Below are 12,067 nucleotides of genomic sequence, written 5' to 3'. Positions count from 1 at the left end.
TAACATGCTGTGAACGCGACAAACTACCTTCCGAATACGACAAAACACATCTCGAAAGTGACAAACAGGACGCTGAACACGACAAACAAGTCTAGCGGAGATGCTATATATAGCAATTCTGTCTTAATGATGCGATTACAAAGATTAATTTTACGTATATGCTCTTGATGTTGTGCTTAATTATATAATGTGTATAGGATGATTTTAACTCAGTCATGGCTAGGAGGATGTTGATAAACGTAGTACTTTATTCGATTTAGTTATTGATTAATCAGCAAGTTCTGTTGATTGAAGCGGAAATCGTCCGCCTGCAGCGGAAATCCTAGCGGTAAATTCTTTAAGACGCATTATCTCTAGATTGCGCAACATTACATTCAGCATTCCAAGTTGTTTGTCGGGGGAGGGACAAGCTACTGTGCTTTTGTTCGTGCCCCTATATATGGTATGATGTTTTGGAAAACTTACGAGAAGTGAGGACAAGCTAGATGATACTTGTGTTAGATACAGGGAATACGAACATCGTTTTAGGGGTATATGAAAACGATACGTTAATCCATCATTGGCGGATGGAAACAGATCGCCTGAAAACAGAGGACGAATATGGAATGCAAGTGAAAGCATTATTTTCACATGCAAATATTGCTTTTGAGCAAATAGAAGGAATTATTATTTCTTCAGTAGTACCTCCTATCATGTTTTCTTTAGAAGCGATGTGCAAAAAATACTTTGGTATAAAACCATTAATAGTAGGTCCCGGTGTTAAAACCGGCTTAAATATTAAATATGAAAACCCTCGTGAAGTTGGAGCAGATCGGATTGTAAATGCGGTTGCTGCTATCCACGAATACGGTGCTCCACTTATTATTGTAGATTTTGGAACTGCAACAACCTATTGTTATGTCAACGAAAAAGGAGACTATATGGGTGGTGCTATTGCTCCGGGTATCGGTATATCAACAGAGGCATTATTTACGAAAGCGAGTAAACTTCCTCGAATCGAACTAACGAGACCAGAACATATTATTGGCAAAAATACTGTATCGGCTATGCAAGCAGGTATTGTATATGGTTATGTAGGGCAAGTCGAAGGCATCGTGAACCGTATGAAAAAAGTCTCGAAGAAAAACCCGAAAGTAATTGCGACAGGGGGCATGGCTTCCTTGATCGGTGAAGAAACAACCGTAATGGACGTTATTGATCCTTTTTTAACGTTAAAAGGATTATATTTAATATATCAACGAAATATAGATGAAAGAGGTATGAAATAAATGAATGATTATTTAGTAAGGGCATTAGCTTTTGAAGGAAGTGTTCGTGCATTTGCTGTTCGAACAACAGATACAGTTGGAGAAGCACAACGTCGTCATGGGACATGGCCAACAGCATCAGCTGCACTCGGAAGATCGATGACTGCTACTGTAATGATGGGGGCAATGTTAAAAGGAGAAGACAAGCTTACAGTCAAAGTAGAAGGAAATGGTCCTATTGGTCCGATGGTAATTGATAGTAATGCAAAAGGGGAAGTACGTGGATATGTTACAAACCCGCAAACTCATTTTGACTTAAATGAAAAAGGAAAATTAGATGTTCGTCGTGCAGTAGGGACGGAAGGAACACTTACAACAGTAAAAGACCTAGGAATGAGAGATTTCTTTACAGGGCAAGTACCGATTACTTCTGGTGAAATTGCAGAAGATTTTACGTATTATTTTGCTGTATCAGAACAAGTCCCTTCGTCTGTCGGACTTGGCGTTTTAGTTAATCCAGATAACACAATTTTAGCTGCAGGTGGATTCATTATTCAATTGATGCCAGGTACGGACGATGAAACAATTACAATTATCGAAGAGCATTTAAATAAAATGGAACCAGTTTCTAAGTTAATCGAAAAAGGATTAACTCCAGAGGAATTGCTATTTGAAATTTTAGGGAAAGAAAATGTACAAATTTTAAGTACAATGCCAGTTGCATTTGAGTGCAATTGCTCCAAAGAAAGATTTGGAAGTGCAATTATCAGTTTAGGTGAAAGTGAAATTCGTGAAATGATTGCAGAGGATGGAGGCGCAGAAGCACACTGTCATTTCTGTATGGAAAAATACAACTACTCAGTAGACGAATTGGAGTCGTTTATCGATGAAATCAACGCGTAATAACGAAGATTCTCAACCAAAACGACGTTTAAAAACGAAACCAGTACTTCTTATGCTAGGCATCCTTTTACTAGGTAATTTACTATGGTTTATTGCTTGGTTAATACCGAATGAAAAAACTAGTGAAACGGAAGAGGAAGTTGCTTCAGTTGATGGTAGGGTTATTACGAAAAAACAATGGATGGCTTCGATGGAGTCGATGTATGGAAAAGAAGTTTTGCTAGACATGGTAAATGCAGCGGTAATGGAAGCTGCAGCAGAGAAAAACAATATCAAAGTAAGTGATGCAGAAATAGATTTGGAGCTTGCACTTATCCGGTCCACACAAGAAGGAGTGGATACATCATATCAATCATTCGATGAAGAAGTGATGCGTAAAAAAGTTCGTGCTCGATTAATTTTAGAAAAAGTATTAGCAAAAGATATTGTTATCCAAGATGCTGACATTAAAGCATTTTATGAGAATAATAAAAGTTTATATAACATACCAACTTCTTATCGTACAAGTGTTATTTATAGTTCAACAGAAGCTGAAGCGAAAGAAGTAGTAAAGGAACTTGAGAGTGGTTCCTCGTTTGAAGGGCTAGCAAGAGAACGATCCTCTGATATAAGTTCCGCAAGTTTAGGTGGAGATATTGGATATGTTGTGGAAGGTACAGAAACTGTAGATGAAGCGTTATGGAAAGCTTTACCGAAAATAGATGCAGGTAAATGGAGCGATGTTATTTCTTTATCGGATGGTCGTTTTGCAGTTGCTCAAGTGAATAGTATATTCAAGGGGCAATCTTTTTCGTTTTCTGATGTAGAAGATCATATTCGTAGAGAACTTGCACTAGATCAGTTGTCGCAATCAGTTACACAAGAAGCGTTCTGGGAAGAATTTAACGCGGATTGGTTTTATAGTGAAAAATAAAAGCATACTCTAAAGGGTGTGCTTTTTTACTTATTATCGATTCTTTTGTTGTTTGGAGAGCGTCCGCTGACTCCTGCGAAAGCTTCGGAAAACAATTTAGTGGACTACAGGTATCGCTTAACGGTAACTGCTAGATTTCTCGTTATTTATTTTAGAAGTATTATTGACAATGCTTCTCTATCATTGGTATGATAAAGAAAATAAAACCTATTAACTAAGTAGGGATTAGGAGTGGAACTATGACGAAGTTAGCACAATCCGTATTAGATTTAATTGGAAAAACACCGATCGTAAAATTAAACAGAGTAACGAACCCGGAAGATGCAGAAGTTTACGTAAAACTTGAATACTTCAATCCCGGTAGTAGTGTAAAAGACCGTATTGCATTTGCGATGATTGAAGCGGCTGAAAAAGAAGGTAAGTTAAAAGAAGGTAGCACAATCATTGAACCGACTAGTGGTAACACAGGAATAGGACTATCGATGATCGCTGCAGCAAAAGGATATAATGCCGTATTAGTAATGCCGGACACAATGAGCTTAGAACGAAGAAACCTACTTCGAGCGTATGGTGCCGAGTTAGTATTAACACCTGGAGCAGATGGTATGAAAGGTGCAATTGCGAAAGCGGAAGAACTAGAAAAAGAAAATGGATGGTTTATGCCACAACAATTTAATAACGCGGCAAATCCAGAAATTCACCGTCTAACTACTGGTCCGGAAATTGCAGAAGCATTCGATGAATTACACGGATTTGTATCAGGAATTGGTACTGGTGGAACGATTACTGGTGCTGGTGGCGTATTAAAAGAAAAGTTCCCGGATATTCAATTAGTTGCAGTGGAACCAAAAGATTCAAACGTTTTATCTGGTGGTAAACCAGGTCCACATAAAATCCAAGGAATCGGTGCTGGTTTTATTCCGAAAGTATTGGATACGGAATTATATGATTCCATTACTCAAGTATCGAATGAGGACGCATACGAAACATCCCGCGCGGTCGCAAAATCGGAAGGAATTTTAGGTGGAGTTTCTGCAGGAGCAGCTATTTATGCGGCGCTTCAACTCGCAAAACAACTTGGTAAAGGGAAAAAAGTAGTTGCAATTATTCCTGATAACGGAGAGCGCTATTTAAGTACACCGTTATACCAATTCGAAGATTAATAAATGAAAGTGGAGAGGAGGCAATTATTGCTCGCTCTCTTTTTTTGTGGCGAAAAGGAGTGCTTTCAAGTTAAGATGAAAGCAAACCGTTTTTAGGGGGATTTGAAAAAGTGGATTTACAACTTCAAACGCATGCATTTCAACTATCAAAAGAAGCGTTTTTTTATGCATATAAAGAAATAACAAAAGAGGAATCTCATCACTTATTTTTCGAAAGTGGGCGAGGAGGTCATTTGTCTGTTGCTGCCTGGAATCCTTTTGCTATAACTAAATCTAACGAAACTGGACTACACATCGAATGGCGAGATGGAAAGGTGGAAGATCGCCAAGGAGAGGCGTTGGAGGAGTTAGAAAAACTAGTTGCTTCGTACAAACTTCCATTTCGAGAAGACTTACCAGATTTCCAAGGCGGGGCTACTGGTTTTATTAGCTATGATTATGCAAGGAAAATAGAAGTATTACCAACAATAGCGGTAGATGATCTACATGTTCCAGATTTATATTTTTACTTGTTTGATGTTTGGGCAGTATTAGACGTGGAAACGGAAGTCATTACACTTATGAAATTATCTACGAGTAACGTAGATTTGGTGAAATTAGAAGAACAGTATAGATTGGCTGCGGAAACGGGTCTTGCATCAAGTATTTTTCAATCCGAATCAGCAGTGGAAGTAGCGGAAGACCATTCAGAATTACATGTATCTGTCAGTTCCTCTGAATTTGAAGATGCTGTTAGAAAAGCACAGCAATATATCGCGCAAGGGGATGTTTTTCAAGTAAATTTATCCGTCCGGCAGTCAAAACAGTTGAAGGCCGAACCGATTGTTATGTACGAATCATTACGTGCCTTTAATCCATCTCCCTATATGGCATTTATTCATTCACCGGAATTTGCCGTTGTATCTGGATCGCCAGAGTTATTAGTGAAGAAAAAAGATATAGAATTATCCACTCGTCCGATTGCAGGGACAAGACCACGTGGTAAAAGTGATGCGGAGGATATCAGTTTAGCAAATGAACTAATAGAAAATGAAAAAGAACGGGCAGAGCATGTAATGCTTGTAGACTTAGAGAGAAATGATTTGGGAAGAGTTTCTGCATATGGAACGGTCGAAGTGGACGAATTCATGGTTATTGAACGATACTCGCATGTTATGCATATCGTTTCGAATGTAAAAGGAATGCTGCGCTCAGGTACGTCGAATGCAGAAATTATTCGCGCAATGTTCCCGGGTGGAACGATTACAGGGGCACCTAAAATTCGGACAATGGAAATTATCGAAGAGCTTGAACCGGTTCGTAGAGGATTATATACAGGATCTATTGGCTGGTTAGGATTTTCAGGAGATTTAGAGCTAAATATTGTTATCCGCACTGCATTTATTCAAGAGGGGATGGCACATATTCAAGCTGGTGCCGGTATTGTTATTGATTCGATTCCGAGCGCAGAATATAGAGAGTCGTTAAACAAAGCAAAAGCGGTTTGGCAAGCGAAGGCAATGGCAGAGGGGGAAATCAGATGATTTTAATGATTGATAACTACGATTCTTTTACATATAATCTCGTTCAATATATTGGTGAAATAGGAGTAGAAGTAAAAGTTTTTCGGAATGATGCTGTGACGCTAGATACAATTGAACAGTTAGCCCCTCAAGTTATTGTTGTGTCTCCTGGACCTTGTACGCCAAACGAAGCGGGTATAAGCCTAGACGTAATTACGCATTTTGCCGGGAGAATTCCCATCTTCGGTGTTTGTTTAGGACATCAATCGATCGGACAAGCTTTTGGTGGAAAAGTTATTCGTGCTAAAAAGTTGATGCACGGGAAAATTTCTCCTGTTTTTCACGATGGAAAAGGAGCAAACGAACAGATGCCGAACCCTTTTCATGCGACAAGATACCATTCTCTACTAGTAGAAAAAGAGTCGCTGCCGGATTGTCTGGAAGTAACTTCTTGGACGGAAGAAGGAGAAATTATGGGATTGCGCCATAAAGAATTTGCGATTGAAGGGGTGCAGTACCATCCAGAATCCATTATGACGGAAGAAGGGAAAAAACTCATCCGAAATTTCATCGAAAAATATAGCATTGCTGCTAAGGAGTGTATATAAATGGATGCCTGGAAGAATGGTAAGTTATATCGCTCGGAAGAATTGACAGTTTCTGCTTATGATCATGGCTTTTTATATGGACTTGGTTTTTTTGAAACGTTTCGCACGTATGATGGCCAAGTGTTTTTATTCGATGAGCATTGGAAGCGTCTTTCTCACGCTTTGGCTGATTTTCGTATGGCAATGCCATATGATAAAGAGACTATTTTAGCTGCTATCAAAGTATTAACAAAAGAAAACGACGGGGAAGACGGCTATTTCCGATTAAATATCTCTGCTGGTATACACGATATTGGACTTCAGCCGTCTCATTACGAAAAACCTACCGTGATTTTATTCCGCAAAGCTTTGCATTTTGCACCTAGGGGGACGGAAAAAGCAGCCGTATGGTTGAAAACAGCTCGAAATACTCCAGAAAGTGCAGATCGTCATAAATCCCACCATTTCGCAAATAATATACAAGCAAGGTTTGAAGTAGAATCAATGGCGATGTATGAGGGAGTTTTTCTAACAGCCGACGGGTTTGTTGCAGAAGGAATTACATCCAACGTATTTTGGGCGAAAGACGGAAAAATTTATACACCGTCACTTGCAACTGGGATACTTCCTGGGATAACACGGGAATGGATAATACATAAGTTCCAAGTGGAAGAAGGCTTATTTACGAAAGAGCTACTTGAAACGGCGGATGAGGTATTTATAACAAATTCGGTACAAGAAATTGTCCCTATTAAAGAGATAGATGGTAAACCATTTTTAGGAAATAACGGATCTGTATATACGATGGTACATAATGCGTATGTAAAGTGTGTGCAGGAGGAAAGGACAATAAGATGAACTTACATTATCATTCCGGAGTCTTTGAGGCTGGAGGAGTTACATTAGATTTTAAAAAAGAAACGATTGTCATGGGGATCTTGAACGTCACCCCTGATTCTTTTTCAGATGGTGGGAAGTTTAATGAAATAGAAACAGCTGTTGCTCGTGCGAAGCAAATGGTCGCAGATGGAGCGAAAATCATTGATGTGGGCGGCGAATCAACTAGGCCAGGACATACAGTCATTTCAGACGAAGAGGAAATCGCACGAGTTGTTCCAGTTATCCAAGCAATTCGAGCGGAAGTGGATGCGGTTATATCCATCGATACGTATAAATCAGCAGTAGCTCATGCTGCAGTTCTTGCAGGTGCACATGTAATTAATGATATTTGGGGTGCCAAAAAAGATCCGAAAGTCGCACAAGTAGCTGCAGAACTAGGTGTTCCGATTATTTTAATGCATAACCGAGATAACGAAGAATATAGCGATTTCTGGTCAGAAGCTAAGCAAGACTTAGAAGAATGCATCCAAATAGTAAAAACTGCTGGAGTTCCCGACGAACATATTTGGTTAGACCCAGGTATAGGCTTCGGAAAAACGACCGAACAAAATATTTGGATGATGCAACATTTAGGTGACTTAGTCGATATGGGGTATCCTGTATTACTTGCAACATCTCGTAAACGTTTAATCGGCAACGTGTTGAATCTCCCCGTGGGAGAACGAATGGAAGGGACAGGTGCAACCGTTTGTTATGGTTTGCAGCTCGGTTGCCATATGGTACGTGTGCACGATGTGAAGGAAATTGCGCGCATGACGAAAATGATGGATGTGCTGACAGGAAAACAGATATACGAGGAAAGGGAGGATTAACTGTAGTGGATTACATTCATTTAAATGATTTAGAGTTTTACGGGTATCATGGTGCCTTGCCGGAAGAAACAAAACTTGGTCAAATTTTTCGAGTAACGATTACGCTAGCTTGTGATCTAAAAAAAGCGGGCGAAACCGATAATTTAGAAGAGACAGTAAATTATGCGGAAGTTTTTGAGTTATGCAAGGAAATTGTAGAGGGCAAACCATATTTATTGATAGAGGCAGTTGCCGAAAAAATTGCTTCGCATATTTTAGAGAACTATCAAGCGAAAGTTAGCGGTTGCCGTGTTCAGTTAGTGAAGCCTAATCCGCCAATTGCGGGACATTATGCTTCTGTTGCAGTTGATATTACGAGAGGTTCACTATGAATAGAGTGTATCTTTCATTAGGGTCAAATATTGGGGATCGCCTACTATTCCTTCAACAGGCAGTACGATCATTACAGGGTGTGAAAGGTGTAAAAGTGTCCCAAGTATCTTCGGTATATGAAACGGACCCGGTCGGATATGTAGATCAGGATGCGTTTTTAAATATAGTAGTGGAGCTCGAGACTTCAATGACCCCGCTTGAATTACTTAAAAAGTGTAACGAAATTGAGGCGGAACTTGGGCGTACAAGAGAAATACATTGGGGCCCCCGCACGGTAGACCTTGACATTTTGTTGTATAATGAAGAGGTTGTGGAAACGGAGAACCTCATTATTCCGCATCCAAGGATGTCCGAAAGAGGCTTCGTCCTCATACCATTAGTTGAAATAAACTCAGATTTAAGAGAACCTAGGACAAATCGTTCTTTCATAGAGCTTGCCCATACCCTAAAAGAAGGTGTCCATTTATGGCGACCCTCCAATGGAGTAGACGCATTCATGCGTTTTTGATATACGAATAGATAAATAGGAGGAAGGTGAATGTTATGGCAAATGCATCAACAAAACCATTTCAAATTGGTGATTTCGTGATGGATAACCGAGTCGTACTTGCCCCGATGGCTGGTATTTGTAACTCGGCTTTTCGTTTGACGGTAAAGGAGTTTGGAGCAGGACTAGTTTATGCTGAGATGATTAGCGATAAAGGGATTGTTTTAAAAAACGAGAAAACATTAAGTATGCTTTATATCGATGAGCGTGAAAATCCACTATCACTTCAAATTTTTGGAGGAGAGAAAGAAACGCTTGTAGCAGCTGCGAAATACGTGGATCAACATACGTCTGCGGATATCATTGATATTAATATGGGATGCCCGGTAAATAAAATTATTAAATGTGAAGCAGGGGCTAGATGGCTTCTAGACCCAGAAAAGATTTACGAGATGGTTTCTGCAGTAGTAGACAATGTGAAAAAACCAGTAAGTGTGAAAATGCGTACAGGTTGGGATGATGATCATATTTATGTAGTGGACAACGCTCGAGCGGTAGAACGTGCTGGTGGAGCGGCGGTTGCAGTACATGGTCGTACTCGTTTACAAATGTATGAAGGACATGCAAATTGGGATTTGATTCGCCAAGTGAAAGAATCAGTGAATATTCCTGTTATCGGAAACGGGGATGTAAATACTCCTCAAGATGCAAAACGGATGCTAGACGAAACAGGTGTTGACGCTGTGATGATTGGACGTGCAGCTCTAGGAGACCCTTGGATGATTTACCGTACAGTCGAATATTTAGAGACTGGTGAATTAAAGCCAGAACCAACTGTTCAAGAGAAGATTGATGTTTGTTTATTGCACTTTGATCGTTTAACTGCCTTAAAAGGGGAAGGGATAGCGGTAAGAGAAATGCGCAAACATGCTGCTTGGTATTTAAAAGGTATTCGTGGAAATGGGACAGCAAGAAATGTGGTTAACCAAACGGAAACCGCACAAGAGCTAAAGGATTACTTGCGTTATTTTGCAGAAGAAGCTTTGAAAGAAGATAGCGCTGTCGATTTAATTCTTGCTTAGTAGCAAAAGTAATAAGAAGGGCTGTCACGTTTAGTGACGGCTCTTTTAAGTTCCACTAGGTAATCTGAATAATGGAAAATATCGAACGATGAAGGAAAAAGATGAACAGAGCACAGAAATTGTGTACAATAAGTTCAATGTTATAAAAGATACTTGCGGATAGTAAGTAGTGGAGGAGTGACCGACATGTCTAATGTAGAAGAATTAAATGATCAACTTTTGGTGAGAAGACAAAAGATGACTGCAATACAAGAGAAAGGATTAGATCCTTTTGGTGGGAAATTTGAGCGTACACACTTAAGTAATCAAGTGATCGCTGAATTTGAAGAGTTTACAAAGGAACAATTAGAAGAAACAACACATGAAGTAGTTATAGCTGGACGTATTATGACGAAGCGTGGAAAAGGGAAAGCAGGATTTGCTCATATCCAAGACTTTGGCGGTCAAATTCAAATTTATGTGCGTAAAGATGCAATTGGTGAAGATGCATATGAATTATTTAACTCAGCCGATTTAGGGGATATTGTAGGAGTACGAGGAAATGTGTTCCGTACACAAGTAGGAGAGTTATCTGTTAAAGCGGTGGAATTCACATTTTTAACTAAATCACTACGTCCAATGCCGGAGAAATTCCACGGGCTTAAAGACGTCGAACAACGCTACCGTCAACGTTACTTAGATTTAATGACAAGCGACGAAAGCAAAACAACGTTTATCACTAGAAGTCGTATCATTCAATCAATGCGTCGTTACCTTGATGGACAAGGCTACCTAGAAGTGGAAACGCCGTTATTGCATTCTGTTGCTGGTGGAGCGGCAGCACGTCCATTCATTACTCATCACAATGCACTTGATATGGAACTATATATGCGCATTGCGATAGAATTACATTTAAAACGCCTGATCGTAGGTGGACTGGAAAAGGTATACGAAATAGGGCGTGTATTCCGTAACGAAGGCGTTTCAACACGTCATAATCCGGAATTTACGATGATTGAGTTATATGAAGCGTACGCAGATTATCAAGATATCATGAACTTAACGGAAAACTTAGTGTCACATGTTGCACAAGAAGTATTAGGTTCTACAACGATCATGTATGGTGACGATGAGATTAATCTTGCGCCAGGCTGGAGACGCTGGCATATGGCAGATGCAGTAAAAGAAACTACAGGAGCGGACTTCTGGAATGAGATGACGAAAGAAGAAGCGCACGCATTAGCGAAAGAACACGGAGTAGAAGTGAAACCATCTATGGAAGTAGGTCATGTATTAAATGAATTCTTCGAACAAAAAGTAGAAGAAACGTTAGTTCAACCAACCTTCATTTACGGACATCCAGTAGAAGTGTCACCACTTGCGAAGAAAAATCCTGAAGATGGTCGTTTCACAGATCGTTTTGAATTGTTTATCGTGCGTCGTGAACATGCAAACGCATTTACAGAGTTAAATGATCCAATTGATCAACGCCAACGTTTCGAAGCGCAGTTAGTAGAAAAAGAAGCGGGTAATGATGAAGCGCATGAAATGGATGAAGATTTCTTAGAAGCGTTAGAATACGGTATGCCTCCAACGGGTGGACTAGGAATAGGGATTGACCGTTTAGTAATGCTTTTAACGAATTCAGCTTCTATCCGGGATGTATTGTTATTCCCAACAATGCGACACAGAGATTAATTAATAATGATGTTGAAAAGGAGATGCTACTATATAGTAGCATCTCCTTTTTGTTCTTCTATATATAGTGTCTCAGAGAGTAATAGAAAATGATTTGAATTTTATTTCGAAAAGTACTTGTCAAAACAAATCCAAGGTGGTATAGTTATCAAGTTGTCATTTTCACTACTGATTTCACTTGAAAAATAAGTTGAAAAAAGTTGTTGACAAAGAAAAACAAAAATGTTAAGATATTAAATGTCGCTAAAACAAGACGACAACATGAACATTGAAAACTGAACATGCAAAACGTTAAGACATATAGCTTGATAGATTAACTTCAGTTAATCTGATAGCAAAACAATTTTGACATCATTTAATGATGATGCCAGCAAAACAAAATGAGCTTTTTAAGTTCTCTATTATGGAGAGTTTGATCCTGG

12 protein-coding genes are annotated in these 12,067 nt (G+C 39.4%); all 12 read left to right on the top strand.

What is annotated here, in order from left to right; genetic code table 11:
- The first annotated feature begins 485 nt into the window (after positions 1-485).
- The 12 genes from ACIQYS_RS19325 (at position 486) to lysS (ending at position 11,645) form a co-directional block, all read left to right on the top strand.
- Positions 486-1,268, top strand: coding sequence for a type III pantothenate kinase (locus ACIQYS_RS19325; RefSeq protein ID WP_402983662.1), 783 nt, complete (start codon positions 486-488; stop codon positions 1,266-1,268).
- Positions 1,269-2,150, top strand: a complete 882-nt coding sequence (gene hslO, locus ACIQYS_RS19320) for an Hsp33 family molecular chaperone HslO (RefSeq protein WP_402983659.1) — start codon at positions 1,269-1,271, stop codon at positions 2,148-2,150. It begins immediately after the preceding gene.
- Positions 2,134-3,063, top strand: coding sequence for a peptidyl-prolyl cis-trans isomerase (locus tag ACIQYS_RS19315; RefSeq protein ID WP_402983656.1), 930 nt, complete (start codon positions 2,134-2,136; stop codon positions 3,061-3,063). Before hslO ends, ACIQYS_RS19315 begins: the two co-directional genes overlap by 17 nt.
- 239 nt (positions 3,064-3,302) lie before the next feature.
- The gene (cysK, locus tag ACIQYS_RS19310; RefSeq protein WP_402983653.1) at positions 3,303-4,226 is read left to right on the top strand and encodes a cysteine synthase A; all 924 of its coding nucleotides are present in this window, start codon (positions 3,303-3,305) and stop codon (positions 4,224-4,226) included.
- 110 nt (positions 4,227-4,336) lie between these two features.
- Positions 4,337-5,749, top strand: a complete 1,413-nt coding sequence (locus ACIQYS_RS19305) for an anthranilate synthase component I family protein (protein WP_402983650.1) — start codon at positions 4,337-4,339, stop codon at positions 5,747-5,749.
- On the top strand, positions 5,746-6,336 hold the full coding sequence (gene pabA / locus ACIQYS_RS19300) for an aminodeoxychorismate/anthranilate synthase component II (protein ID WP_402983648.1): 591 nt from the start codon (positions 5,746-5,748) through the stop codon (positions 6,334-6,336). The genes ACIQYS_RS19305 and pabA overlap by 4 nt, the downstream gene beginning before the upstream one ends.
- On the top strand, positions 6,337-7,173 hold the full coding sequence (pabC, locus tag ACIQYS_RS19295) for an aminodeoxychorismate lyase (RefSeq protein WP_402983645.1): 837 nt from the start codon (positions 6,337-6,339) through the stop codon (positions 7,171-7,173).
- Positions 7,170-8,027, top strand: coding sequence for a dihydropteroate synthase (folP, locus tag ACIQYS_RS19290; RefSeq protein ID WP_402983643.1), 858 nt, complete (start codon positions 7,170-7,172; stop codon positions 8,025-8,027). Before pabC ends, folP begins: the two co-directional genes overlap by 4 nt.
- Before the next feature lie 5 nt (positions 8,028-8,032).
- Complete coding sequence (gene folB, locus ACIQYS_RS19285; protein WP_402983640.1) at positions 8,033-8,398, top strand: dihydroneopterin aldolase; 366 nt, start codon at positions 8,033-8,035, stop codon at positions 8,396-8,398.
- On the top strand, positions 8,395-8,907 hold the full coding sequence (gene folK / locus ACIQYS_RS19280; protein WP_402983637.1) for a 2-amino-4-hydroxy-6-hydroxymethyldihydropteridine diphosphokinase: 513 nt from the start codon (positions 8,395-8,397) through the stop codon (positions 8,905-8,907). Before folB ends, folK begins: the two co-directional genes overlap by 4 nt.
- Before the next feature lie 35 nt (positions 8,908-8,942).
- Positions 8,943-9,968, top strand: a complete 1,026-nt coding sequence (dusB, locus tag ACIQYS_RS19275) for a tRNA dihydrouridine synthase DusB (RefSeq protein WP_402983634.1) — start codon at positions 8,943-8,945, stop codon at positions 9,966-9,968.
- A 186-nt stretch (positions 9,969-10,154) separates the two neighbouring features.
- Positions 10,155-11,645 carry a lysine--tRNA ligase gene (lysS, locus tag ACIQYS_RS19270; RefSeq protein ID WP_402983631.1) on the top strand — a complete coding sequence of 497 codons (1,491 nt, stop codon included), beginning with the start codon at positions 10,155-10,157 and terminating at the stop codon, positions 11,643-11,645.
- The last annotated feature ends 422 nt before the right edge of the window (positions 11,646-12,067 follow it).

This window comes from Psychrobacillus sp. NPDC096426 (genome assembly GCF_044762745.1).
In the GTDB taxonomy this organism is placed as follows: domain Bacteria; phylum Bacillota; class Bacilli; order Bacillales_A; family Planococcaceae; genus Psychrobacillus.
This window is presented reverse-complemented; position numbering and strand designations above follow the sequence as displayed.